Raw genomic sequence first — 24,359 nt, 5'->3', positions numbered from 1 at the left:
CGCCGCGCGCCAGCGCGTGATGTAGCACATGAAGTAGCACATGAAGTAGCACATGCAGCAGTCCATGAGGCAGCGCGCCCTGCACTTTACCGCCTCGGCGCGATGCGCGCGCGGCTACACGGCAAAATGACGCATTCGCCGCGGTGCAAACCTCGACCCGTCAAGCCCCGAAATGCCCGGCAATGTTCGTCAACGCCGGAGAGCTTGTGTAACATCGCTATCGCACTTCGTCTTCGTCACGCTTTCCGGATTCTGCATGTCTTCAACGCCCCCGCTTCCGCCGATCGACCGCTCCGCCTTCTTCTTCGACTTCGACGGCACGCTCGTCGACCTGGCCGCGACGCCCGAAGGCGTCACGGTGTCGCCGAGCGTCGTGCCGCTGCTCACCCGGCTTCAGGCGCTGAGCGGCGGTGCGCTGGCGGTCGTGTCCGGGCGCCCGCTCGCCGCCCTCGATGCCTTCCTGCACCCGCTGGTGTTCGCGGCGGCGGGCTCGCACGGTGCCGAGCGGCGCGAACCGAATGGCGCGGTCAGCCGCATCGGCCACGGCGACGCGCGGCTCGCGGCGATGCACACGCAACTCGAGGGCACGGTGGCCGCGCACGAAGGGCTGCTGCTCGAACGCAAGGACGTGGCCCTTGCGGTGCATTACCGCTTGGCGCCAACGCTGGGCGACGTGGTGCGCGCCGCCGCCGAGGCGGCGGTGGCGCCCTATGCCGACACCTTCACGCTGCAACCGGGCAAGATGGTCGTCGAGATCAAGCCAAGCGGCGTCGACAAGGGCCGCGCGATCGACGCGTTCATGGCGCAAGCACCGTTTGCCGGACGCACCGCGGTGTTCCTGGGCGACGATCTGACCGATGAGAAGGGCTTCGCGGTCGTGAACCGGCTGGGCGGCATGTCGGTGAAGGTGGGCGAGGGCGAAACGCTGGCGCCGTACCGGCTTGCCACAGTGACCGCGTGCATCGAATGGATCGAGTCCCTGGTCGCGTCGGCCGGCTGACGAACCCGCCGGCGCGCCGCGCGCCCTTCACTCTGCTTGCGGTGCGCGTCGCGCCGCCCCCCTTCCGACCGAGGCAACCGTGGCCCGTCTGATCATCGTCTCGAACCGCGTCGCCCCGATCTCCGAAGGGGGGCCGGCCGCGGGCGGTCTGGCCGTCGGGGTCTACGACGCGCTCAAGGAGACCGGGGGCATGTGGTTCGGCTGGAGCGGCGAAATCCTTGGCGCCGGCCAGCCAATGCTGACCGTCACGCAACGCGGCCCGGTCACTTTCGCGACGATCGGTCTGACGCGCCGCGATTACGATCAGTACTACCGGGGCTTCTCGAACGCGACGCTTTGGCCGACGCTGCACTATCGCAGCGACCTGACCGAATACGATCGCAGCGATTTCGACGGATACCGCCGCGTCAACGCGTGGCTGGCGGCCCGGCTGGTGCCATTGCTCGAACCGGACGACATCGTCTGGGTGCACGACTACCACCTGATCCCGTTCGCCGAAGCGCTGCGGCTGGCCGGCGTACGCAACCGCCTCGGTTTCTTCCTGCACACGCCCTTCCCAGCCGCCCAGGTGCTGACCACGGTGCCGCCGCACGCCGAGCTGGTGCGGGCGCTGACTTGCTACGACGTGGTCGGCGTACAGACGGCGCCGGACCTGCGCGCGCTCGTCGACTACATCGTCTGCGAGGCGGGCGGCACGGTCACGCATGACGGCCGAGTCGACGCATTCGGCCGCACGCTGCAGATCGGCGCGTTTCCGATCGGCATCTATCCAGACGAGATTGCCTCGCTGGCAGCGTCGGGTAGCGAGGACGACGTGGTCCATGCGATGCGCGACACGATGGGAGCCCGCAAGCTGATCATCAGTGTCGACCGGCTCGATTACTCGAAGGGTCTGCTGGAACGGTTCCGCGCATTCGAAACCTTGCTGGAGCACTCGCCGGCGCAGCGTCAGCAGGTGACCTTCATGCAGATCGCGCCGCCGACGCGCGCCGACCTGCATGCCTACCAGGCGATGCGTTCCAAGCTGGAGTCGGAGGCTGGCCGCATCAATGGCCGCTTTGGCGAGCTGCATTGGACGCCGATTCGCTACATCCATCGCCAGTACGACCGTGCGGTGCTCGCCTCGGTGTTCCGGGCCGCCGCGGTGGGCTACGTCACGCCGCTGCGCGACGGCATGAATCTGGTGGCCAAGGAGTATGTCGCCGCGCAGGATCCGGACGACCCGGGGGTGTTGGTGCTGTCGCGGTTCGCCGGCGCGGCGCAGCAGATGCACGGCGCCTTGATCGTCAATCCGATCGACCGGGTTGGCATGGCCGAGGCATTGGACCGTGCGCTGTCGATGCCGCGCGACGAGCGTCGCTCGCGCTATCGAGACATGATGAAGATGTTGCGAGACGAGAACGTCTCCGTGTGGCGGGACGACTTCCTGCGCGCCCTGCGCGGCGAAGCCTGGCCACTGCCTGAAACGGCGCGAGCAGGGCTGACCGACTAGACCGCCGCCGCGCCATCCTGCCTGGGTGTGTGCCTCAGGCCTGCGCCGAAGCCGCCTCCCGGACCGACTCGGGCGCCAGCGCGGCGCTGGCCTGGCCGGCCTGATGCGCGAGCAGCTCGCGGTACAGGCCGGGCCGGTTGCGCAGCACGTCCGGCGGGCCGTCATCAATGACCTTGCCCTGATCCATCACGACGATGCGGTCGAAATTCTGCAGCGTCGAAAGCCGGTGCGCGATTGCGATCACGGTCCGCCCGCGCATCAGCCGGTCGAGCGCCTGCTGGATCGCGTCCTCCGATTCGCTGTCGAGCGCCGATGTCGCTTCGTCGAGCAGCAGGATCGGCGAGTTCTTCAGGATCGCGCGCGCGATCGCGATGCGCTGACGCTGACCGCCCGACAACTTGACGCCGCGGTCGCCGACCATCGTATCGAAGCCCTCGGGCATCGCCTCGATAAACTCCGTGCAACGCGCCTCGCGGGCCGCCGCGTAGACGTCCTCGGGCGAGGCATCGGGCCGGCCGTACTGGATGTTCTCGAAAACCGTCCGGTGCAGCAGCGAAATGTCCTGCGGCACCAGCGCGATCGCATTGCGCAGACTCATCTGCGTGACGCGCCCGATGTTCTGGTCGTCGATCAGCACGGCACCTTCCTGCGCATCGTAGAAACGCTGCAGCAGCGCGAACACGGTCGACTTGCCGGCGCCGGAGCGGCCGATCAAGCCGACCCGCTGGCCCGACTCGATGGTCAGCGAGAAATCCGACAGGATCGCCTGACGGCGCGGATAGGCAAACGTGACCCGATCGAACCGCACTTCGCCGCCGCGGGTTTCGAGATCCACCGCGTCGTCGGCATCCGGCATGCCATGCGGTTGCAGCAGCGTTTCCACCGCCTCGGCCAGCCGCGCGACGTGCTGCGTGATATCGACCAGTGCGACAGCCAGGTCCCGCGTGCCGTGCAGAATGGTGAAACCGAGCGAGCTGACCAGCACGATGTCGCCCGAGGTCGCCTGCCCGCGCTTCCACAACACCAGCGCCCAACCCAGCAGCGCCGCGGACAGCAGCGCGGTAACGACCGCGTGCAGCAGACGCAGCTTTTCCAGATAGAGCAGGCTCTCGGTGCGCGACGACATCTCCTCGCGCACCTTGGTGCCGAAGCGCCGCTGCTCGCGGAACGTCGCGCCGAACGCGCGCACCAGTCCCATATTGCCGATCACGTCGACCAGTTCGCCGTCGACCGACGCCGCGCGCGTCGCGAACGCGTGGTGGCGACGGGTGCCGCGCCCGGCCAGCCGGTACAGCACCAGGGACAGGATCGCCGAAACGCCGAGCAAGCCGGCCGCCATCATCGGATTGACGGCAACGATCATCACGATCGATCCCAGCACGGCGATGCAGGGCGGCAGGACATTCCACGCGAAGGTGTTCTCGGCGATATACACCGCGTTCGAAGTGGCGGTGATCCGACTCGCCAGCATGCCTGGCTGGCGCTCGGCGAAGTAGGTCGGCGAGTGGCCGCCGAGATAGCGGAACAGGTCGCGGCGCAGGTCGCCGGTCACCTGCACGAACGCGTGGGCGCCCACCCAGCCGCCCACCCGCCAGAGCAGGTTGTCGGCGGCGATCAGGCCGACCAGGATCAGAAACGCCGCGAGCAGGCCGTCGGCGTGCTCGCGCCCCTGGCTCAGCACGTCGATCAGGTTCTTGATCGCGTACTGGGACAGCAGCGCGCACGCGACGGCGGACAGGACGCTGGCAAGCACCACGGCGTGCGCGACCGGGTGACGGCGGATGTAGGACGACAGGAAAGCGAGCGGACGCGTCGCGTAGGAAGCGATGTCAGCATTCAACGCGTTTCTTTCCTTCGACGTCAGATGCTCGAAGGACTCGTTGCTGTACGCGTCGAGGTGACTGGCCATGCTTGATTTCCCGTTAGTTTTTTTGACAGCTGCGGACATTGAACGAAGATGTGGCTGCAGGTGTGGCGGACGCGGACGGGACCGGACGTCCTTTCTGGCACGATGCCATGCGGATGTGAATGCGGATGGACAGCACCGGTGCGCTGCGCGGCTGCATCGAAGCACCCATTGCAAACCGGGCACGCCGGCGGCAAATTGTGGCAACGCACGATTCAGGATACACCGCGTTCAGCGGGCGTGCGCAGGATGCCACGATTGCCCCGCATTTGCACCGTAAAACGGCATGGAAGGGGCACGCTTGAGAGGCGACTTGTATCTGCTTTGTAACAAGATAAAAACTTTGAAATCCGGGCGCGCGCTTTGCTATTGCGAGACCGATAATCCTCTCCGCCGCGAACCCGCGGCAATGCGCCCGGACCCGGGCGACCATTCACGCAGGAGCGTCACATGCGCATCGCCCAGATCGCACCGTTGCACGAAGCTGTTCCGCCGAAGCTCTATGGCGGCACCGAACGTGTCGTCTCGTATCTCACCGAGGCGCTCGTCGAGCTCGGTCACGAAGTGACGCTCTTTGCCAGCGGCGACTCGCAGACGTCCGCCGAATTGGACGCGGTATGGCCACAGGCGCTGCGCCTGGACCCAACGATCCGCGACACGGTCGCGCCGCACATGCTGCTGCTCGAACAGGTTCGCAAGCGCGCGAACGAGTTCGACGTCCTGCATTTCCACATCGACTACTACCCGTTCTCGCTATTCAGCCAGCAGCCGGTGCCGCACGTGACCACGATGCACGGTCGCCTGGACCTGCCGGAACTGCAACCGATCTTCAACACCTTCAACGGCGTGCCGACGGTATCGATCTCGGACAATCAACGCACGCCGCTGCCGCAGGCGAACTGGCTGACCACGGTACTGCATGGCCTGCCGGAAAAGCTGCTGACGCCGCGTCCGGAGATCAAGCCGTCCTACCTCGCCTTCCTGGGCCGCATCTCGCCGGAAAAGCGCGTCGACCGGGCCATCGAGATCGCCGCCAAGGCCGGCATGCCGATCAAGATCGCGGCCAAGCTCGACAATGCCGATCGCGCCTATTACGAAGAGAAGATCAAGCCGCTGCTGGGCCGCACCCACGTCGAGTTCGTCGGCGAGATCAACGAAGCGCAAAAGCCGGCCTTCCTGTCGGGCGCGCATGCCCTGCTGTTCCCGATCGACTGGCCGGAGCCGTTCGGTCTGGTGATGATCGAGGCGATGGCCTGCGGCACGCCGGTGATCGCGTACAACCGCGGTTCCGTGCCGGAAGTGATCGACAACGGCGTATCGGGCTTCATCGTCGAAGACGAACTGAGCGCGGTGGCCGCGGTCAATCGCCTGCCGACGCTGTCGCGCGCCGCCGTGCGCCAGCGCTTCGAGGAACGCTTCACGGCGCGCCGCATGGCGCAGGAATACGTGGCCGCGTACGAGGAACTGCTGCGCCGCTCGCAGCGTCCGGTACTGCGCGAGGTCAACGCCGGCTGAGGCCGCGCCGGCCGCACCGTCGGTCGGCCGGCGCAACTGATCAACGCAACTGATCGACGCGACCGCCGGCTGGCCGACAGCTGGCGGCGCCCTGAATACGCCCCGCTGCCCCCGCACGCGGGGCGTCGCTTTTTTGCGACGGCTCGCCACGTGGCGCTCGGACACGGCGCGCCGCCGCCGACTGTGCTATCTCTATAATGCGTCGTCCCTTGCGCGCGTTGGCGCCGCGCCGTCTTGCTGCGGCGTCGATGCCGCATCGGTATGGCGTCATCGGTATGGCGTCATCGGTATGGCGTCAAGGCGGCATCGGTGTGGCAATGGCACGCCATCGACCGGGCGCGGCGATGCGACGGATGAACTGCGCACGCGTCATTGGGACGTTTTCCGGAGAACAGATTGATCAGCAACAAGCGGATCGGCGACGAGGCAGTCAGCGGCAGTGGCACGGTCTTCGCGTTGCGCGGCATCGGTCTGCTGCTGCTCGTCCGTTGGCTGAACTCGATGAGCGACGGTGGCTTCGGCGCGACGCTGCAGCAGATCCCGCGCTCGCCGACGGCCATCCTTCATCTGCTCTTCATCCTCCTGCTGCTGGCGCTGCCGGGTGCGAAACCGTTGGCGGGCAAGCCGTTTCAACCGTTGCCGCGGTGGCTGCGGCAGACGCTGCGCGTCCTCTCGCTGGCCGGCATCCTGTTCGTGCTGGCGGCATTCGGCAGCTACTGGTGGGGCGCCGGCCCGCGCGCGTTGTTGTATGTGGTCCGCGACGCAAACGGCTGGCCCGCGGTGCTGCTGGTCCTGTACGCGGCCGTCGCGTGGCTCTGCCGCGCCCGACCGCTGTGGCGGACCCGCGCCATCGCCGGCCGCTTTGCGGTCGGCCGCTTTGCCGTGGCGCTCGACGCCGTCAACGCGCACGCGGTCGTGTGGGATCAGAATCGCAAGGTTGGCCAGTATCCGGTCAGCGCGCTGCGGATCCAGCAACGGCGTGGCCGCCTGTTCACCCGCTTCACGCTCAGTTGGACGTCGCTCGCGGCAGCGGGACACAACCGGCGGTGCATCATTGATACACGGATCGCATCGAGCGGGGAACGGCGGTCGGCCGACGCGCTGGATGCGGCACTGACGCGAATGCAGACGACCGGCGCCACGGCGCCCGACGCGGTGGCGGCGGAGGTGATGGCCGCGGACGAAGCAGTCACCCAGGCAGCAACCATCGATGCGGCAGCCGTGGATGCTGCGGTCATGGATGCCGCAGTCGTCGATGGTTCGGTCATGGATACCCAGCGCAGCGCTAGAGAAGGCAGCCATGCCGCCGTCGCCGATGGCGTCGTACCCGCCACCGCCTCTCCGGCGACGCAACCAGCGACGCCATCAGCGTCGCAGTCAGCGCCAACAGCCTCGCTGGCTACGGCGAGCGACGCCCCGGCGCTCGCGCAAGATCGCGTCGACGACCAGATCGAGACCGACCCGCCATCAGCGCGGTCGGAACCGGCCATCCCTGGCGATCGCCACGACCTTCCGGCCCGCGCCGGACGCCCCGCCGGCTTTATCGACCCGCGCTGACGCCTGACGGTAGCAACGCAGCGCGACCGCCGTCCATGTCAGCGACGCTGGCCTGACGTCGTCGCGCGGCCGGCGTCCGGACGGCGTTCGAACACTTCCAGCCACTCGTCGCGGTCGCCTTGCCGGGCACCGTGCCAGAAGGCGGCCCACGCGCGCGGGTCCGCCTCGGCCGCGTGCGCACGCCCCTGCGTCAGCAGCCAACGACAGTTGGTGCGGTCCGGCCGGTCGACTGGCTGATGCAGGATGTCGGCGAAGTAGTAGAGCATTGGCGCCTCCCCCTCACCGAGATCGATGCTCGCCATGCAGTCGCCATCGCGCCAGACCGGCGCGATATGCTGCGCGAGATCGCGCCACACCGGCCCATAGCTCTTCGCCCGGTCCAGCCAGGGCAACAGCAGGGTGCCGACGAGCCCCCAGATCAGCGTCAGGCCGCATAGCCAGCTGAGCAGCGCGCGCCAGCGGCCGACGCGCGGCAGCCAAGCCATTGCCACCAGCCAGCCGGCGCTCAGCGCGCAGGCGGCGACAATCGCCACGCCTTGCGCCGGCAGTACATAGTCGAGCGGCAACCACTTGCCCAGCATGGCCACCGGGCCGCCGCGCGCGCCGTCGACCGGGGCACGCATCACCCACCAGAGATACCAGACCAGCCCGGCGAGACCCGCGAACACCAGGCGCAGCGACCAGTCCACTGCCGCCCATGTGCGGCCGAGCCGGGCAGGCATCGCTTCGGCCGCCAACAGGGCCAGCGGCAACGCAAAGGGCAGCAGGTACAGCTGCCGCGCGGTGGCGGACTCGATCAGCAGTGCCAGACCGATGGCCGTCAACGACAGCGCTATCGAAAGATGCGGCGCCCGCCAGCGGCGCCGCTCGGTCACCGTGATGCGCGCCGCGCCGAGCACGGCCAGCAGGCCCAGCGGGAAGGTGCCGAGCAGCAGCGCCTTGAACACGAAGCCACGCTCGTTGTCGCTGCCGAGCTGAGGCACCGAGAAGCCCAGGAAACGGCCGACATTGTTGTCCCAGAACCAGGCCATGAACAATGCGTGCGAACGTTGTTCGAGCAGTGCCGGCCAGATCAGCAGGAACGGGGCACAGACGGCGACCGCCCAGGCGACCGCGCCGACATAACTTGCGCGACGACATTCGGGATGCCAAACGATCTGCAGCAAGGTCGCGAGCAGAAACACGGCCGGCAGAAACACGCCCTTGGCGAGATGGGCGAGACCGACACCGACGCCGAACAGCACCACGTCAGCGGTGCGCGCTCGCGCGCGCCCATCGCGCATGTCCGCCACGATGCCGTGCAGGCCGCAACATGCAAGGCTGGCACCCGCGAGCAGCGCGACGTCGGTGAACAGGTCATGGCTGTGCTTGAGCACCAGCACCGAGCCGGCCATCAGCGCGGCGACCGCGAGCGACGGCAGCGCGCGCCAGTGACAACCATATGCGCGGCTGGCGAGGCGCAGCGCCGCCGCGAAGCCGACCAGCATGAACAGCACGCTGGCCAGCCGTGCCGCGTCGTGCGCGGGCAACCAGGGGCCGAGCAGATGGACGAGCGCGACCGCGACCCACGAATAGATCGGCGGCTTCTCCATGAACGGCTGACCCGCATTGGTCGGCACCAGCCAGTCGCCGGTGCGCCGCATGTGATCGATGATGCCGAACGTATAGGTTTCGTCCTGCTTCCACGGCTCGTGGCCGATACTGCCCGGCAGCAGGTAGCAGGCCGCGAAGCAGAGGATCAGCCAGAGCGGCAAGATCGGGACGCGCGCAGGCCAGGCATCGGCTCGGCGACCGGCGCCGGCCGGCGCGTGGGTCTCAGCCGCATTCGAGGGTGTCTGCTTGCGCATGGAAAGGTCTCGCCATCCACAAAAGGCGCGAAGAATAGCATGCCGCAAGTGTGCCGCAATGGGGTTGCGGCGGCGACGTCACGTCTTCTCACAGTTGCGGGCAAGCGTCACGGCGCACGCGAGGTTGTCAGCCGCTGCCGCTCACTTTAGAATGGCGCCGTCAATGGGGAGTAGCCGCTCTTCCGCCCCGGAAGAAAGAGCACGTCAACATACTCGGCAAGCGCCGTGGTGTGCTCGGCCCGTCGGGCTGGCGAGACCAATGTCGCGTGCCCGGCGTCGCCGGACGGTCAGGCACGCGTCACTGGTTAACGCGTCCGGCCGCCCCTGTCATGATCCAAGCTCGCCGTCCACGCTTGCCGCACGCGCCCAGTCGTCGTGCGCAGACCGCTCCTTCAGCGTCTCGTTCCGCCGCCATGCCGGCCGACCACCGTTGCCGTGCGCAAGGGCGTGCCGCATGACGGCCGTCCAGCTTCTCGCCACGCTCGTCATCATCCTTGTCGCCGCCGAACTGTTCACCAATGCCCTCGAGCACCTGGGCGAACGGCTCGGCATCTCGGAAGGCGTGACCGGTTCGCTGTTCGCGGCGGTCGGCACGGCGCTGCCCGAAACGCTGGTGCCGATCCTGGCGATCACCGGCAGCACCGGCAACGGCTCGGTCAGCGACGAGATCGGTGTCGGTGCCATCCTGGGCGCGCCGCTGATGCTCTCGACGCTGTCCACCTGCCTGATGGCGGCGGTCGCGTTTGGCAAGCGAGGCGCCTCGGGCCATATCGCACCGGAACCGACCGGTCTGAAGCGCGATCTCGATTTCTTCCTGTTCGCGTTCGCGGTCGCGACCGCGGCGATGTTCATTCCGCATGCGGCCTGGAGCGCGCGCGCGGCCCTCAGCGTGGTGCTGGTAGCGACGTATGTCTGGTACATCGTGGCCACCGTGCGCGCGTCGAAAGGACTGGTGGCAGTGGGTCACGGCACCGAAGCGCCCGGCACGCTGCTGCTCACCCGGCTGCGGCTACCGGCCAACGGCATCACACTGGCGGTGCAACTGGGCGCCGCCCTGGTTCTGCTGGTGATCGGCGCGGAAGGCTTTATCGATGGTGTGCGCGACGCCTCGACACACTTCGGCATTTCGGCGCTGCTGCTGTCGTTGCTGATCGTGCCGATCGCGACCGAACTGCCCGAGAAGGTAAACAGCATCCTGTGGGTGCGACGCGGGAAGGACACCCTCGCGTTCGGCAACATCACGGGCGCGATGGTGTTCCAGGGCACGCTGCTGCCCGCGATCGGCATTCTGCTCACGCCGTGGCAGCCACGCATCGAGGTGCTTACCGGGGTGATCGCGACGTTGGCGGCAGCGCTGTGGCTGCGGCTGAACGCCAACGGCCAACGCGGCATCGCGTTGTGGGCGCTGATGGTCAACGGCGCGCTTTACGTGGGCTACCTGGCGATCATGCTGACCCGCTAGCGGGACGACAACGGTATCGCAGCCGGGGAGACATGCGCGAAGAATTGCGCGAAGACATGAACGAAGACGCTGCGCCGCCGGCAATGTGGCCAGCGCGCCGCGGCCGACACTGGCTGCTTATGTCCAGCGTCGAGCCGTCGCGATGAGGTCGCGCGTGTCGCATTTCCATCCGCCCTTCACGTTGCGGAGTGCGCCGCGTCGTGCGCCAGCGCGCAACCTGCGGATTGCGTTGTCGAGATCGGCGCCGAGATCGGTGCCGCGGGTCGGACCGGACCGTTCAGCGAACGAATTCTGCTGCAGCATGAACAGACAGGCGCGCGGAGACAGCGCGCCACCAATGCAGTGCTGTCGGCACTATCGCAACGCACGAGCGGCGGTCGAACAGAAATCCGGGAAGTGTTGAGTGCGCTGAACGCGCGGAAGACAGTCGCTGCTGATCAGCCGCCGAAGACACGTGTGCATCGAGTGCTCCACGCTTCGACACCATCGCCAACCTTCTCCGGGAGGAAGCGGCAACGAGCAAGCAAGGACAGAAAAGCAAGGACAGACGCGCGACGAAAGACAATCAATCAATAACAAGCAGAATTTGGTGGGCGGTACTGGGATCGAACCAGTGGCTTCCACCGTGTGAAGGTGGCACTCTACCGCTGAGTTAACCGCCCAAACCCTGCATTGCCTGGCAGACATCCGCAATGCTGCGGACCGCCGTCCCGCCGGCAATCAACCGCCGTCGCCGCATGGCCCAAGGTCTTTCGAGCCATCCCGCTGCGCCGTCGAGCACCGAGGAAGGCAAGAATTATTGCAGACAGACGGCACGAAGTAAAGCTTTTTCGACGCGGCTTGCTCGGCCGGCTCAATGCAACTGCTGATAGATCTGCTCCGCGAGCGTCCACGAAATGCCTTCGACGCTCGCGAGCTCCTCGACACTTGCCGCCATCACGCCGCGCAGTCCGCCAAAGCGCGCCAACAGACGTTGGCGTCGCTTCTGCCCGATACCCTCCAACTCTTCGAGCCGCGAGCGCTGCCGTGCCTTCGCGCGCTTCGCGCGCATGCCGGTTATCGCGAACCGATGTGCCTCGTCTCGAATCTGGGCGACCAACATCAGCGCCGCACTGTTCTTGCCCAGCTCGAGCGGCGCGCGGCCATCCGCAAAGATCAGGGTTTCGAGTCCGACCTTGCGCCCCTCTCCTTTCGCGACGCCGACGATCATGCCGATATCGAGACCCAGTTCGACGAATACCTGCCGCGCCACTTCGACCTGACCCTTGCCGCCGTCGACCAGCACGATATGCGGCAGGATCGCTGGCGCCTTGACGGCACGGCGCGCCGGGACAGCGGCCGCGGCATCGACTCCATCATCGCCCCCGTCGCCGGCCAGGGGACCGGCATGCGCGCCGGCCTCGGTGTCGCCGCTCGCTGCAACGGCGGCTTCGGCGGCGCCGTCCTCTGCGAGCCGTACCGCCGCCTCGCCGGCCGTCTCATCGGCCGCGTGATCGGCCGCCTGACTGGCCATCTCACCCGACGCCTCGTCGGCGGTCTCGCCCGTCGTTGCGTGCCGCTCGTAGCGGCGCGTCAAGACCTGCCGCATTGCCGCGTAATCGTCACCGGCGATCACGTCGTTGATGTTGAAACGGCGGTATTCGCTGCTCTGCATCGCATGGTGGTGATAGACCACGCACGAAGCCTGCGTGGCCTCCCCCATCGTGTGGCTGATATCGAAGCACTCGATGCGCAGCGTGTCCAGATTGCCGCCCTCCAGCGCACTAGCGTCGATGCTCAACGTATCGGCCAGCGCGCGCGTGCGGCTCTGCTGCGAGCCCGATTCGGCGAGCAGCCGCGCAAGCGACAAACGCGCATTCTGTTCGGCCATCGTCAACCATGCGCGCCGCTGGCCTTGCGGCTGGCGAATCAGCGCGATGCGGTGACCGGCCTGCTCCGCGAGCAGGTCGATCAATTCCCGGTTCGGCAGCTTCTGATTGACCACCAGCACCGGCGGCACGCTCTGGCCGGCATAGTGCTGGCCGATGAAGGCTTCGAGCACGTCGGCTTCGAGCGAACGCGTCGCCGCCTCGTCGTGAACGCTGGCATCAGCGGTCGTGCCGTCCTCACCGGCGCCCTCGGCCCCGTCATCAGCCGTGTTGACAGTCGCGTGGTCAGTCACAGCAACGCGCCCTTCGTCGCTGGCGTCCGCTTCGGCTTCCCGCTCGTCGACGGCGGCCGCAAGTTCGTCCGGGTCGGCCAGCGCGGCCAAGGTATCGTGCGTCGCTGCATCGGCCAACGCCGGATCAGTCAACGCCGGATCGGCCAATGCATGGTCAGCCAACGTCAGATCCGCCACGCTCGCGTCGGCGGCGGCCGTGCCGACAGTTTCCATGTCCGGTGCGCCGGCGACGCTGCGTTCGACATGACTCGGGAAATACGCCTTGTCGCCGAGGTGCCGGCCGCCCCGCACCATCGCGAGATTGACGCAGACGCGGCCGCCATGCGCGACGACGGCCAGGATGTCGGCATCGCTGTCGCTGCCGGTCTCCACGGACTGCTGGCGCAACACGCTGGCCAGCGCGCTCATCTGATTGCGCACCTGGGCCGCCTGCTCGAATTTCAGCTCGCCGGCGAACGCCTGCATCTTCGTTTCGAGCTCGCTCATCAATTCGCCCTGCTGTCCGCGCAGGAAGCGGGCCGCGTTGTGGACGTCGGCCGCGTAATCCTCCTGGCTGATGGCAGCGACGCATGGCGCGGTACAACGGCCGATCGGATGCAGCAGGCAGGGGCGCGTGCGGTTGTTGAACACCGAATCCTCGCAGGTGCGCAAACGGAACACGCGCTGCAGGATATGGATGCTCTCGCGCACCGCCCACGCGCTCGGGAACGGACCGAAGTACTGGCTGCCGCGGTCGATCGCGCCGCGGTAATAGACCATGCGCGGAAACCGGTGACCGGTGAGCTTCAGGTAGGGATACGACTTGTCGTCCCGAAACAGGATGTTGTAGCGCGGCGTCAGCGCCTTGATCAGATTGTTTTCGAGCAGCAGCGCCTCGGCTTCGGAACGCGTCACGGTCGTTTCGAGACGCGCGATGCGCGAGACCATCATCGCGATGCGGGGCGAGGCCTGCGTCTTCGTGAAATAGCTCGACACCCGCCGCTTGAGGTCGCGCGCCTTGCCGACGTACAGCACGTTGCCGGCCTCGTCGAAGTAGCGGTAGACACCGGGCAGGTTCGGCAACTGGCGGATCTGGCGCTTGAGCGCGGCACGGTCGGCGGGCGCCGGCCGGGCCGCTGCATCGGTGCTGGCGCCTGCTGGAGAGGGCACTGGGGATTCGGACATGCTGGGACGGACTTGCCTGCTTGCGTTCGGCTAGAATCGCCAGTTTAAAGAGATTCGACCGGCGCGGAAGCGGCTTGCGCCGACCGGCGCCCGGCGACGCCACACCTGGATGCAAGCAATGCCTCTGCCCGGTCGCCGCTGCGATCTGTTTTGCCGCGTGGTCGACAACTTCGGCGACGCGGGCGTGTGCTGGCGGCTGGCCCGCCAGCTGGCGCGCGAACACGGCTGGCAAGTGCGGCTGATCATCGACGACGCCGTGCCGCTGCGCGCGCTCGCCGGGCCAGTGGACGCACCGTCCGGCCTGGCGGTCGGCGCCGGCAGCGTGCAGGTGGTGCCGTGGCGCGACACCGTGCGCGCCGACCCGTCGGTGGAGGTGGTGATCGAAGCGTTCGCCTGCGCACTGCCGTCGGCCTACGAAGCAAGTCTTGCGGCGGCGGCGCGCGCGAAACCGGCCGTCTGGCTCAATCTCGAATACCTGAGCGCCGAGACCTGGACCACGGCGCTGCATGGCTGCGCATCGCCCCACCCGCGCCTGCCCCTGTCGAAGACGTTCTTCTTCCCGGGTTTTGACGTAGGCAGCGGCGGTTTGCTGGTCGAAGCCGACCTTGGCGCGCGTTTCGCCGCTGTCGATGCGGATCGCGCCGGCACCTGGCGCGCACTGGGCTTGGCGGGCGCCCCGCCGCAGGCGGACAGCCGGCTCGTGTCCCTCTTCGCGTACGAGAACCCGTCGTTGCCGTCGTTGCTCGATGCCTGGCGCCATGCCGGCGCGCCAACCGTCTTGCTGGTGCCTGAGTCGCGCGCCAGTGCCGGCGTCGCGGCGGCGCTGGGCCAACCGTTGGCCGCCGGCGCCGTGGCACGACGCGATGCGCTGACCGTGCATGCCTTGCCCTTTCTGAGACAGGATGACTACGACCGCCTGCTCCGTTTGGCCGACCTGAATTTCGTCCGCGGCGAGGACTCCTTCGTGCGCGCGCAACTCGCGGGCCGGCCATTCTGCTGGCAGATCTACCCACAGGACGACGGTGCGCATCTGCCCAAGCTCGACGCTTTCCTGCAGCGCTACACGGCCGGGCTCGACGAAGCGGTGGCCAGCGCAATCATCGCTTGCTTCGAGAGTTGGAATCGTCCCGAGCAGGCGGCGCGCGCCGGGCTGGCCTGGCGAAACGCGGACGCGCACTTGCCCGGCTGGCGCCGCCATGCGGCACAGTGGGCCGAGCGGCTTGGCGGACAAGCCGGGCTTGCGGCAAAACTAGTTGAATTTACAGAAGAAAGGCTATAATTGCGAGTTGGTCATCGGCCAGCCATCCGGCATTGCCGCGTTGGCAACCGTGGCGGTGTCGCCGCCCGGCGCATTTCGTTCGTGGAATGCGCGGGCGCGCGGCATCCGGCGGCACGATGCGCGCCCCAAAGGCGCGAGGCGGGCAGGCATGGCAAGCAGCCGCGGCCCGCCGGCAACCGAATCTGCGAACGCGGCCGGCGTTCGCCAAGCAACCGTTTCAAGCGGCGCGTGCGGCTCTCGGACTGCGCCGGAACAACCGTTCAGGACCCTTATGAAGACTGCTCAGGAACTTCGCGCCGGTAACGTCGTGATGGTCGGCAACGATCCGCTGGTCGTGCAGAAAGCCGATTACAACAAATCGGGCCGCAACTCGGCCGTGGTCAAGATGAAGTTGAAGAACCTTCTGACTGGCGCGGCGAGCGAGGCGGTCTACAAGGCCGACGACAAGTTCGAAGTCGTCGTGCTGGAACGCAAGGAAGTCACGTACTCGTACTTCGCCGACCCGATGTACGTATTCATGGACGCCGACTACAACCAGTACGAAGTCGAAGCCGAGAACCTGGGCGACGCGCTCAACTACCTCGAGGACGGCATGGCGTGCGAGGTGGTGTTCTATAACGAGAAGGCGATCTCGGTGGACCTGCCGACTACGGTCGTGCGCGAGATCATCTATACGGAACCGGCCGTCAAGGGCGATACGTCGTCCGGCAAGGTGATGAAGTCGGCCAAGATCTCGACCGGCATGGAACTGCCGGTGCCGCTGTTCTGCGCGATCGGCGACAAGATCGAAATCGACACCCGCACTGGCGAATATCGCAGCCGCGCGTAAAACCAACTGCCTTGAAGAACGCTCCGTTTCCGGAGCGTTTTTTTTCGCCCGGCGTTTTTCGCAGGTTATTTTTACCGCTAAGCCGGCCGACTTGCCATGCGATTGCCGGCGAACTGTGCAAGCGCCGTGCCGCGCCGCAATGGCATGCAATATGCTTTAAGCCATTCATGCCGACTGCGCCTGATTGCGGGTCCAGGTCGGCAACCCTTCCCGCTTGTCAGGACCGATCTCGATGACGCATTGCACGCAGGCGCGCGTTTTTGCCGCACCTTGGTCCACACTGGCTGTTGCCGCCCTGGCGGCAACGCTCGCCGTCACGCAGCTGGGCGGCTGCGCCTCGGCCAATGCCCGCGCCAACGCGACCGCGTTTTCACGTGATACCACGGTGACCGCGCGCGTGAAGGCCGAGCTGCTGCGCACGGCCGCGGTGTCTGGAACCGATGTGAAAGTGGACAGCCAGGGCGGCGTCGTGACCCTGTCCGGCCAGGTCGGCAGCGCGGACCAAAGCGTCGCGGCCGCCGAGGTCGCGCGCAACGTCGAGGGCGTCGACGGCGTCATCAACGCACTGCGTGTCGCCACGCCCTGACACCCGGCATGCCTGCCGCCCACTGCGAAGCCGAACATGCCTCACGCACTCATAGTCGAAGACGATCCGAACAGCCTCTCGGGACTCGCCGCGATCCTCGAAGCCGACGACTTCTCGGTTGATACCGCCGCGACGCTCGCCGAAGCCAAGCGTGCGCTGTCGCGCTTCATTCCCGACATCGTGCTGATCGATTTGAACCTGCCCGATGGCAAAGGCCTGGACCTGCTGCCGCATCTGCCGCTGCAACCGCCTAACGCCTCGGTGCCGGTCATCGTGATGACTGGCAACGCCACCGTCGAAAGCGCGATCGAGGCATTGCGCCACGGCATCTGGGACTATCTCCTCAAGCCGGTCAGCATTCCCCGCCTGCGCAGCCTGCTGGCGCGCATTCCGCGCCCGTTCGAACTCACCGAGCAGGTCCAGACGCTGAAGGCGCAGCTGCGCCAGCTCGGTCACTTCGGACCGATGGTCGGGCGCTCGCAAGCGATCAATACGCTTTACGATTCGTTGGAACAGCACGCCGGCACCGAACACGCGGTGTTGCTGGTCGGCGAAAGTGGCGCTGGCAAGCAGATCGCCGCGAAGACGCTGCATCAGATGAGCCGTCGCCGCAAGGGTGCGTTCGTCAGCTTCGACTGCCGGATCGCGGCGAGCAGCCGGCCATTCGCGACGATGCTGTTCGGCCAGGAACAAGGCGGGCCGGCCACGCCGTTCCTGAGTGCAGATGGCCGGGCGGCCGGGGCGCTGGAGCGCGCGAGCGGCGGCACCTTGTTCCTCGACGAGTTGACGCAGTTGCCGATCGAACACCAGCACGCACTGGCAGCCACGCTTCGCTCGCGCACGTTTCAGCGCCTGGGCGGCAGCGTCGATCTGCCGGCCGACTTCAGGGTCATCGCCTCGACGACCCAGGATCCGCAACGTGCGGTCGCCGAAGGCCGGTTGCGTCAGGACCTCTATCTTGCGTTCGAGGCATCGACCGTGTCCATCCCGCCGCTGCGCGAGCGCCGCGAAGACGTCGCGCAACTCGCGCACCATTTCGTCGACCTGTTCAATCAACGCGAAGGCGGCAACAAGCGGCTGGCGGCCGACGCGCTTGCGGCCCTCGAAGCGCGCAATTGGTCGGGTAACGTCAAGGAACTGCGCGATGCCATCGAGCAGGCCTATCGCGGCGCCGACGATCTGTTGACCATCTCGGCGCTCGACGGCCAGGTCAATGGGCAAGGCAGTCGCGGCGGCAGCGTGCACATCGATGTCGGCACGCCGCTGGCCGATGTGGAGGAGATGCTGATCCGCGCGACGCTGGATGCAGTCGGCGGCACCCGTCATCGCGCCGCATCGATGCTCGGCATCAGCCCCAAGACGCTGTATAACAAGCTGCAGCGGATGAAGTACTAGCGGCGCGAGCCGGACTCCGTCTGGATTCGACGGACCGCCCCGCCCGCTCGGCCATGCGCAGCGCAGGAACTCGCTTGCAGCATCAAGCGGCCGCGTCTCGCTCAAGCCACCGCGGCAAGCGCAGCGAGCGCGCGAACGGCGAGTTGGTAGTCGTCCCGGCCGCGCAGCGTCTCGAAATCCCATGCCGTACCGCTCGGCCGCAGCGCCGCAATGCGCTGTCGGCTGGCGCGATCCCAGTCTGGAAATGAAGCGGAATCGGCAGCGGCCGGCTCCGCGCCCGCCGCTGCGCCGGTGGTCGAGTGGGTCGTTGCGCCGGCACCGTCGCTCGGACCGTCGCTTGAGCCGTCGCCTAAGCCGTCGCCTAAGCCGTCGAGAACGCGGTCGGCCGCGGCGCCATCGTTGCACACCAGCACCATGTCGCAGCCTGCTCGCAGCGCCATGCGCGCGCCGGCCAATACGTCGCCCGCGACGCGCGCCCCTGCCATCGACAGATCGTCGCTGAACACCGCGCCATCGAAGCCGAGCTGTCCGCGCAGCACGTCCTTCAGCCATACCTTCGAGAAGCCGGCCGGCACACTGTCCACCGCGGGGTAGACGACGTGCGCCGCCATCACCGCGCGCAACGACGCGCCCACCGCCAGGAAATCCCGTGCATCACGCAGCAGCGTCGTCCGGTCGCGCTCGTCGCTCGCCGCGCTGGCATGGGTGTCGGCCGCCACGTGGCCGTGCCCCGGGAAGTGCTTGCCGCAATTCGCCATGCCGGCGGCCAGCAGACCGCCATTGAGCGCGCCCGCCAACAGCGCGACGCGTGTTGCATCGCCATCGAAGGCGCGATCGCCGATCACGCTGGAGCGGCCGATGTCCACGTCCAGCACCGGCGTGAAACTCAAATCGACGCCGTGCGCGCGCAGTTCCGCGGCCAGCACGAACCCCGCGGCGGCGGCGAGCCGGATGCCGCGACCGAGATCCGTCGCCGCGACGCGGCCGATCTCGCGCATCGGCGGCACGCGGGTGAACCCGTCGGTCCTGAAGCGCTGTACCCGTCCGCCCTCTTGGTCGACTGCGATGAGCAGTTCCGGCCGAACCGCGCGAATCGCGGCCGTCAACGCGAGCAACTGGGCGCGCGACACAAAGTTGCGCGCGAACAGGATCACGCCGCCGGTCGCGGGATCGCGCAGGCGCCGCCGGTCGTCGGCGTTCAACTCGGTGCCGAGCACGTCGAGCATCAATGGACCGGGCGGCAATGCGGCGGGCGTCGCATTCAAGGGTGCATTCAAGGGCGCTTTCAAGGACCCATTCGGGGCCGCATTCGGCACGGCATGCTGCGTCGGTACCGGCCGGCCTGCGGGAGAAACGGAAGGATCGATCATGTCAGGAAGCAAATGTCAGTCTCGTTCGGCCACCACGAAGGCGACCGCCATTTCGCGTTCGTCGGTAAGGCTCACGTGGAAGCGCAAACCGCGCTCGGCGACCCAGTCGGCCAGCACGCCACTAAGCACGACCTGCGGCGCACCGGAGCGCGCATTCAGCGTCTGCATCGCGCGCCAGGTCATTGGCATGCGCATGCCAAGTCCGATCGCTTTGGAAAAGGCTTCCTTGGCCGCGAAACGCGTCGCCAGATAGGTCAAGCCGCGCCGTGGCAGGCGGCGCGTGCGCGCCTCGTAGACCGCCAGCTCATCGGGGCCCAGCACGCGCTGCGCGAAGCGGCCATGGGTGCGCTCCAGCGTCGCCGCGATGCGCGCGATTTCGATCAGGTCGGTGCCGATGCCGGCGATCATTGCGGCGCGCCATGCGCCGCGCCAAAACGCGCCGCCGTCATGATCGCCTTCATTTCGCGCACCGCATTCGCCAGTCCGACGAACACCGCGTGCGCGATCAGCGCATGCCCGATGTTCAGTTCGCGGATCCCCGCCATCGCGGCGATCGGCTGGACATTGGTGTAATGCAGGCCGTGCCCGGCATTGACGTGCAAGCCCAGCGCCTCGGCGCGCGCGACGCCTTCGACGATGCGGCGCAGTTCGCGGGCGCGCTCGGCGTCGTCCACCGCGTCCGCATAGCGCCCGGTATGGATTTCGATGACCGGTGCCCCCACCGCCGCGGCGGCGTCGATCTGCGCCGGCTCAGCGTCGATGAACAGCGACACGCGGCTGCCGGCCTCGCGCAATTGCGCGCAGGCGTCCGCCACTCGGGCGCGCTGGCCGGCCACTTCCAGGCCGCCCTCGGTCGTGACCTCCTCGCGCTTCTCCGGCACCAGACACACGTCGTGCGGCCGCACCTTGCAGGCGATCGCGAGCATCTCGGGTGTCAGCGCGCATTCCAGGTTCATCCGCGTGACGATGCTCGCCCGGATCGCATCGACGTCGGCATCGCGAATATGCCGGCGGTCTTCGCGCAGATGAAGCGTGATTGCGTCGGCACCCGCTTCTTCCGCGATGCGCGCCGCCGCCACCGGGTCCGGATACGCGGTGCCACGCGCATTGCGCAGCGTCGCGACATGGTCGATGTTCACGCCGAGTTCGAGGGCCGGTCCGGCCGAGGCGAAAGGATTCATAGTTTCTGCAGGTCGATCAGGATCTGACGGGTATTGAGCGTCTGTCCGCCCAGGTACAGGTGCAGCAAGAAACGCATCAGCTGCCGGCTTTGCGCAGCGGTGCGCGGGTTGCGGTAATCGTCGCCGGCAATGTCCAGCAACGTCTGCCCGCTCACCTGCGGCCAGACCGTCGGGTCATCGTTGCGCGGCGCACGCCAGCCGCGTTCCGGTTCGAACGTGTAGACGCTGGCCGGCTCGAACGGCCGGCGGCCGCTGTCGGTGGTGTCGAAGGCCTGGCCGTAGCCGGTCTCCATCAGCAGCACCCGCTCGAACGCCCGCAGCGTATGCTGCAACGGCTCGCCGTGGGCGAGCCGCGTCAGTGTCAGCGTGTAGTGATCGAACAGACGCGTGTGCGCGTCCTCGCGGGCCAGGAAGCGCAACAGCAGTTCGTTGGCGTAGAAGCCCGAGAGCAGCGCGTCGCCGCCCAGCGGCAGCAGGCCACCGAGCCACTCGGCCTGGGTCATCGTGCGCAGCTCGCCCTTGCCGGTCCAGCCCAGCGCCAGCGGCTGAAACGTGTGCAGCACCGAGCGCAGCGCCGAATGGGGCCGCTTGGCGCCTTTCGCGAGCAGCGACAGACGGCCGTGATCGCGGGTGAAGACCTCGGCAATCAGGCTGGTCTCGCGGTATGGATAGGTGTGCAGCACAAAGCCTGGCTGCTGGGCGATACGATGATCCTGGCGCGGCGGCAGGCGCGGCAGCGCCGGCCGCGCAACCGTCTCACTCGTAGCCATAGGCCCTCAGGCCCGCTTCGTTGTCGGCCCAGCCGCTGCGTACCTTGACGAATACTTCGAGATAGATCGGCCCGTCGAACAGGTTGGCCATGTCGAGCCGGGCATCGGTGCTGATCTGCTTCAGCTTCGCGCCCTTTACGCCGATGATCATCGCCTTGTGACTGTCGCGGCTGACCAGAATCGTCGCGAAGACGCGCCGCAGCTTGCCTTCCTGTTCGAACTTCTCGATCAGCACCGTGCTGGTGTACGGGATTTCCTCGCCGGTCCAGCGGAACACCTTCTCGCGAATAATTTCGGCTGCCAGGAAGCGCTCGCTGCGGTCGGTCAGCTCGTCCTCGCCGTAGATCGGCTCACCGAACGGCAGGTACCGCTTGAGCAGCGACAACAGGCGTTGCACGTCGTCGCGACTCTTCGCGGACATCGGCACGATGTCGGCGAAATCGCGGGTCTCGGCCAATTGCTTGAGAAACGGCAGCAGCGTTTCCTTGTCCTTTACGCGGTCGCTCTTGTTCGCCACCACGACCACGTTGGCGCCCTCCGGCAGAAGGCTGGCCACCTGCTTGTCGTCGGCGCCCAGCACGCCGGCCTCGATCACCCACAGGATCAGGTCGACACCGGCGAGCGTCGACGTCACCGTGCGGTTCAAGGTACGGTTCAGCGCGTTGTTGTGCCGGGTCTGGAATCCCGGTGTGTCGATGAACACGAACTGCGCATCGTCGAGCGTCTGGATACCGGTGATCCGGTGACGCGTGGTCTGCGCCTTGCGCGAGGTGATGCTGATCTTCTGGCCGACCATCGCATTCATCAACGTCGATTTGCCGACGTTCGGGCGGCCGACGATCGCGATCGTGCCGCAGCGGAAATCAGGGGCTGGCGTCGCCATCACGGGAAGCTCGGAGTAAGGAAACAAACGGTGAAAACCGTGGAAACGGCCGGACCGCGCTCGCGCGCGAACGGCCAGTCATGTGCTGCGAGAAACGTGCCACGCGAATCAGGCTTCATCGCCGTCGCCAGAACGGTCGGCAGCGTCGCGCCGCGCCTCGGACGGCGCGCGCTCCTTGCGACGCAAGGTTGGCCGCGGCGCGCGCTGCGAGCGCGCCGGCGAGGCGGTGGCTCCGGCTGTCGGCGCGGCGGCCGATGCCGCTGTCGCGACGGTCGCGGCCGCGTCAGGCAAGCTGTCTGCGGGCGCGAGCCGCTGCAGGACCGCGGCCGCCGCCTCCTGCTCGGCCGCACGCCGGCTGGTGCCGCGACCGTTCGCCGTTACGTCGAGTGCCGGAACGCTGCAACTGACTTCGAACGCCTGATCGTGCGCGGCGCCCACCGTGGCCAGCAGCGTGTATGTCGGCAGCGCCAGCCGACGGCCCTGCAGATGCTCCTGCAGCCGCGTCTTCGCGTCCTTGCCGCGCGCGCTGGTGTCGACCCGGTCGAGCAGCGGCAAATACAGGCGTTCGAGCACCGCGCTGGCCGCGTCGAAACCACCATCGAGATAGACGGCGCCGATCACCGCTTCGAGCGCGTCGGCCAGGATCGACGGACGGTGCGCGCCGCCGCTGCGCAGTTCGCCTTCGCCGAGCAGCAGCGCGTCGGACAACGAGAGTCGCAGCGCATGCTCGTGCAGCGTTTCCTGTCGAACCAGACCGGCTCGTACCCGCGACAGCGTGCCCTCGTCCAGATCGCCGAAGCGGCGGTACAGCATCGCCGCGACCGCGCAGTTCAGCACCGAATCGCCGAGGAATTCCAGGCGTTCGTTGTGGTTGGCGCCGTGGCTACGATGCGTCAGCGCACGAGCCAGCAGGCCGGCGTCGCCGAACGTGTAGCCGAGTCGCTTTTCGAGCGCATGCGTTGCCATCGCTTGTCCGTCACCCGCGCGGGCGGCTGTCCTGTCAGTCGAAGCGGCCGATCCGCTTCATGTCGCCGAAATTCAGCCAGATGAAGAAGGCGCGGCCGACCAGATTGCGGTCGGGCACGAAGCCCCAGTAACGGCTGTCGGCGCTGTTGTCGCGATTGTCGCCCATCACGAAATAGCTGCCGGCCGGCACCTTGCAAACCACGCCACGGTCGTTGTACTGACACGCCTCCCGGTTCGGGAACTGGCTGGCGCCGAGCACGTAGGGCGGCACCGACGGGTTGTTCAGGATCAAGTGCTTGCGACCCAGCAGGTCCTCCCGATACTGCTTCGCGTAGTTCACGCGCTCGGCATCGAAATAATCGGGCAGCGCCTGTTCGGGCACCGGCTGACCGTTGATCGTCAGCCGCTTGTCCTGGTAGGAGACGGTGTCGCCCGGCAGGCCGACGACGCGCTTGATGTAGTCGACCGATTCGTCCTCCGGATAACGGAACACCACGACGTCGCCACGCTGCGGGTCGCCGAGCGGCACGACCTTGCGGTTCAGCACCGGCAGCCGCAGGCCGTAGCTAAATTTGTTGACGACGATGAAGTCGCCGACCTGCAGGGTCGGCACCATCGACGCTGACGGAATCTTGAACGGTTCGATGATGAACGAGCGCAGTACGAACACCAGCAGGATCACCGGGAAGAAGCTGGCCGAGTATTCGAGCCACCAGGGCTGCCGCAGTTGCTCGTCACGCACGCGGGCGCGGGCGCTCGCGGCTTCGTTGCCGGCCAGCGCATGCTGCGTGCCGGCGGCGCGCTGCTGGCGGTCGAACTCCGCCAACGCGGCATCCGCCCTGCGGCGGCGGCCCGGCATGAAGACGAAACGGTCGGCCAGCCATGCCACGCCGGTGACGATGGTCAGGATGAACAGGATCAAGGTGAAATTCATTGCGACTTCTCTTGGTATCTCGGTGCCAGCCGTTCAGGCCGCGTGGCCGCGTGGCGGCGGGG

General features: G+C 67.2%; 19 protein-coding genes, 1 tRNA gene and 1 riboswitch. Of the genes, 9 read left to right on the top strand and 11 right to left on the bottom strand.

What is annotated here, in order from left to right; translation table 11 throughout:
* Positions 1-256: 256 nt before the first annotated feature.
* Together otsB and otsA are read left to right on the top strand one after the other, a co-directional pair.
* Positions 257-1,000: a trehalose-phosphatase gene (gene otsB, locus BLU54_RS20145; RefSeq protein WP_091912387.1), complete on the top strand. Its 744-nt coding sequence runs from the start codon at positions 257-259 to the stop codon at positions 998-1,000.
* 79 nt (positions 1,001-1,079) lie between these two features.
* The gene (otsA, locus tag BLU54_RS20140) at positions 1,080-2,492 is read left to right on the top strand and encodes an alpha,alpha-trehalose-phosphate synthase (UDP-forming) (RefSeq protein ID WP_091912385.1); all 1,413 of its coding nucleotides are present in this window, start codon (positions 1,080-1,082) and stop codon (positions 2,490-2,492) included.
* Positions 2,493-2,526: 34 nt separating this feature from the next.
* On the opposite strand, the gene BLU54_RS20135 is transcribed toward otsA, so the two are convergent.
* Positions 2,527-4,401 carry an ABC transporter ATP-binding protein gene (locus BLU54_RS20135; protein ID WP_091912382.1) on the bottom strand — a complete coding sequence of 625 codons (1,875 nt, stop codon included), beginning with the start codon at positions 4,399-4,401 and terminating at the stop codon, positions 2,527-2,529.
* Positions 4,402-4,848: 447 nt separating this feature from the next.
* Between BLU54_RS20135 and BLU54_RS20130 the strand changes: the two genes are divergently transcribed.
* Together BLU54_RS20130 and BLU54_RS24045 are read left to right on the top strand one after the other, a co-directional pair.
* Positions 4,849-5,913: a glycosyltransferase family 4 protein gene (locus BLU54_RS20130; protein WP_091912380.1), complete on the top strand. Its 1,065-nt coding sequence runs from the start codon at positions 4,849-4,851 to the stop codon at positions 5,911-5,913.
* Positions 5,914-6,309: 396 nt separating this feature from the next.
* On the top strand, positions 6,310-7,470 hold the full coding sequence (locus BLU54_RS24045; RefSeq protein WP_211435386.1) for a hypothetical protein: 1,161 nt from the start codon (positions 6,310-6,312) through the stop codon (positions 7,468-7,470).
* Positions 7,471-7,508: 38 nt separating this feature from the next.
* Here the strand turns inward: BLU54_RS24045 and BLU54_RS20120 are convergent, their stop codons facing one another.
* Entirely contained in the window at positions 7,509-9,317 is a 1,809-nt protein-coding gene (locus tag BLU54_RS20120) for an ArnT family glycosyltransferase (protein WP_235838047.1), read from the bottom strand.
* A 150-nt stretch (positions 9,318-9,467) separates the two neighbouring features.
* Positions 9,468-9,566: riboswitch (yybP-ykoY riboswitch) on the top strand.
* A 205-nt stretch (positions 9,567-9,771) separates the two neighbouring features.
* Between BLU54_RS20120 and BLU54_RS20115 the strand changes: the two genes are divergently transcribed.
* On the top strand, positions 9,772-10,779 hold the full coding sequence (locus tag BLU54_RS20115) for a sodium:calcium antiporter (protein WP_091912379.1): 1,008 nt from the start codon (positions 9,772-9,774) through the stop codon (positions 10,777-10,779).
* Positions 10,780-11,366: 587 nt separating this feature from the next.
* On the opposite strand, the gene BLU54_RS20105 is transcribed toward BLU54_RS20115, so the two are convergent.
* Positions 11,367-11,441, bottom strand: a tRNA-Val gene (locus BLU54_RS20105).
* 191 nt (positions 11,442-11,632) lie between these two features.
* On the bottom strand, positions 11,633-14,104 hold the full coding sequence (uvrC, locus tag BLU54_RS20100) for an excinuclease ABC subunit UvrC (RefSeq protein ID WP_091912375.1): 2,472 nt from the start codon (positions 14,102-14,104) through the stop codon (positions 11,633-11,635).
* A 118-nt stretch (positions 14,105-14,222) separates the two neighbouring features.
* Between uvrC and earP the strand changes: the two genes are divergently transcribed.
* The 4 genes from earP (at position 14,223) to BLU54_RS20080 (ending at position 18,193) form a co-directional block, all read left to right on the top strand.
* Positions 14,223-15,383: an elongation factor P maturation arginine rhamnosyltransferase EarP gene (gene earP / locus BLU54_RS20095; protein ID WP_235838046.1), complete on the top strand. Its 1,161-nt coding sequence runs from the start codon at positions 14,223-14,225 to the stop codon at positions 15,381-15,383.
* A gap of 271 nt (positions 15,384-15,654) precedes the next feature.
* Positions 15,655-16,212, top strand: coding sequence for an elongation factor P (efp, locus tag BLU54_RS20090; protein ID WP_091912373.1), 558 nt, complete (start codon positions 15,655-15,657; stop codon positions 16,210-16,212).
* Positions 16,213-16,444: 232 nt separating this feature from the next.
* Complete coding sequence (locus tag BLU54_RS20085; RefSeq protein ID WP_091912371.1) at positions 16,445-16,798, top strand: BON domain-containing protein; 354 nt, start codon at positions 16,445-16,447, stop codon at positions 16,796-16,798.
* A gap of 36 nt (positions 16,799-16,834) precedes the next feature.
* Entirely contained in the window at positions 16,835-18,193 is a 1,359-nt protein-coding gene (locus BLU54_RS20080; RefSeq protein ID WP_091912369.1) for a sigma-54-dependent transcriptional regulator, read from the top strand.
* Between the two features lie 101 nt (positions 18,194-18,294).
* On the opposite strand, the gene nagZ is transcribed toward BLU54_RS20080, so the two are convergent.
* The 7 genes from nagZ to lepB all read right to left on the bottom strand — a co-directional run bounded on the left by nagZ (position 18,295) and on the right by lepB (position 24,297).
* Entirely contained in the window at positions 18,295-19,419 is a 1,125-nt protein-coding gene (gene nagZ, locus BLU54_RS20075) for a beta-N-acetylhexosaminidase (RefSeq protein ID WP_091912473.1), read from the bottom strand.
* A gap of 159 nt (positions 19,420-19,578) precedes the next feature.
* Positions 19,579-19,971 (bottom strand): holo-ACP synthase, encoded by a 393-nt coding sequence (gene acpS / locus BLU54_RS20070; RefSeq protein WP_091912367.1) that lies wholly within the window; start codon positions 19,969-19,971, stop codon positions 19,579-19,581.
* On the bottom strand, positions 19,968-20,744 hold the full coding sequence (gene pdxJ / locus BLU54_RS20065) for a pyridoxine 5'-phosphate synthase (protein ID WP_091912365.1): 777 nt from the start codon (positions 20,742-20,744) through the stop codon (positions 19,968-19,970). The genes acpS and pdxJ overlap by 4 nt, the downstream gene beginning before the upstream one ends.
* Positions 20,741-21,514 (bottom strand): DNA repair protein RecO, encoded by a 774-nt coding sequence (gene recO / locus BLU54_RS20060; RefSeq protein ID WP_091912363.1) that lies wholly within the window; start codon positions 21,512-21,514, stop codon positions 20,741-20,743. The genes pdxJ and recO overlap by 4 nt, the downstream gene beginning before the upstream one ends.
* On the bottom strand, positions 21,501-22,397 hold the full coding sequence (gene era, locus BLU54_RS20055; RefSeq protein ID WP_091912361.1) for a GTPase Era: 897 nt from the start codon (positions 22,395-22,397) through the stop codon (positions 21,501-21,503). Before era ends, recO begins: the two co-directional genes overlap by 14 nt.
* A 108-nt stretch (positions 22,398-22,505) precedes the next feature.
* Entirely contained in the window at positions 22,506-23,363 is an 858-nt protein-coding gene (gene rnc, locus BLU54_RS20050; protein WP_091912359.1) for a ribonuclease III, read from the bottom strand.
* 34 nt (positions 23,364-23,397) lie between these two features.
* Positions 23,398-24,297 (bottom strand): signal peptidase I, encoded by a 900-nt coding sequence (gene lepB, locus BLU54_RS20045; protein WP_091912357.1) that lies wholly within the window; start codon positions 24,295-24,297, stop codon positions 23,398-23,400.
* Between the last annotated feature and the right edge of the window lie 62 nt (positions 24,298-24,359).

It is taken from the genome of Chitinasiproducens palmae (genome assembly GCF_900095735.1).
GTDB classification, from domain to species: Bacteria; Pseudomonadota; Gammaproteobacteria; order Burkholderiales; family Burkholderiaceae; genus Chitinasiproducens; species Chitinasiproducens palmae.
This window is presented reverse-complemented; position numbering and strand designations above follow the sequence as displayed.

Bases quoted from the DNA above. Each gene is read 5' to 3' on its own strand.
- BLU54_RS20080 (WP_091912369.1), top strand. From the start codon at position 16,835: ATGCCTCACGCACTCATAGTCGAAGACGATCCGAACAGCCTCTCGGGA.
- BLU54_RS20120 (WP_235838047.1), bottom strand. From the start codon at position 9,317: ATGCGCAAGCAGACACCCTCGAATGCGGCTGAGACCCACGCGCCGGCC.
- earP (WP_235838046.1), top strand. From the start codon at position 14,223: ATGCCTCTGCCCGGTCGCCGCTGCGATCTGTTTTGCCGCGTGGTCGAC.
- acpS (WP_091912367.1), bottom strand. From the start codon at position 19,971: ATGATCGCCGGCATCGGCACCGACCTGATCGAAATCGCGCGCATCGCG.
- era (WP_091912361.1), bottom strand. From the start codon at position 22,397: ATGGCGACGCCAGCCCCTGATTTCCGCTGCGGCACGATCGCGATCGTC.
- BLU54_RS20085 (WP_091912371.1), top strand. From the start codon at position 16,445: ATGACGCATTGCACGCAGGCGCGCGTTTTTGCCGCACCTTGGTCCACA.
- pdxJ (WP_091912365.1), bottom strand. From the start codon at position 20,744: ATGAATCCTTTCGCCTCGGCCGGACCGGCCCTCGAACTCGGCGTGAAC.
- lepB (WP_091912357.1), bottom strand. From the start codon at position 24,297: ATGAATTTCACCTTGATCCTGTTCATCCTGACCATCGTCACCGGCGTG.
- nagZ (WP_091912473.1), bottom strand. From the start codon at position 19,419: ATGCTCGACGTGCTCGGCACCGAGTTGAACGCCGACGACCGGCGGCGC.
- BLU54_RS20115 (WP_091912379.1), top strand. From the start codon at position 9,772: ATGACGGCCGTCCAGCTTCTCGCCACGCTCGTCATCATCCTTGTCGCC.
- efp (WP_091912373.1), top strand. From the start codon at position 15,655: ATGAAGACTGCTCAGGAACTTCGCGCCGGTAACGTCGTGATGGTCGGC.
- rnc (WP_091912359.1), bottom strand. From the start codon at position 23,363: ATGGCAACGCATGCGCTCGAAAAGCGACTCGGCTACACGTTCGGCGAC.
- uvrC (WP_091912375.1), bottom strand. From the start codon at position 14,104: ATGTCCGAATCCCCAGTGCCCTCTCCAGCAGGCGCCAGCACCGATGCA.
- otsB (WP_091912387.1), top strand. From the start codon at position 257: ATGTCTTCAACGCCCCCGCTTCCGCCGATCGACCGCTCCGCCTTCTTC.
- BLU54_RS20130 (WP_091912380.1), top strand. From the start codon at position 4,849: ATGCGCATCGCCCAGATCGCACCGTTGCACGAAGCTGTTCCGCCGAAG.
- BLU54_RS20135 (WP_091912382.1), bottom strand. From the start codon at position 4,401: ATGGCCAGTCACCTCGACGCGTACAGCAACGAGTCCTTCGAGCATCTG.
- recO (WP_091912363.1), bottom strand. From the start codon at position 21,514: ATGGCTACGAGTGAGACGGTTGCGCGGCCGGCGCTGCCGCGCCTGCCG.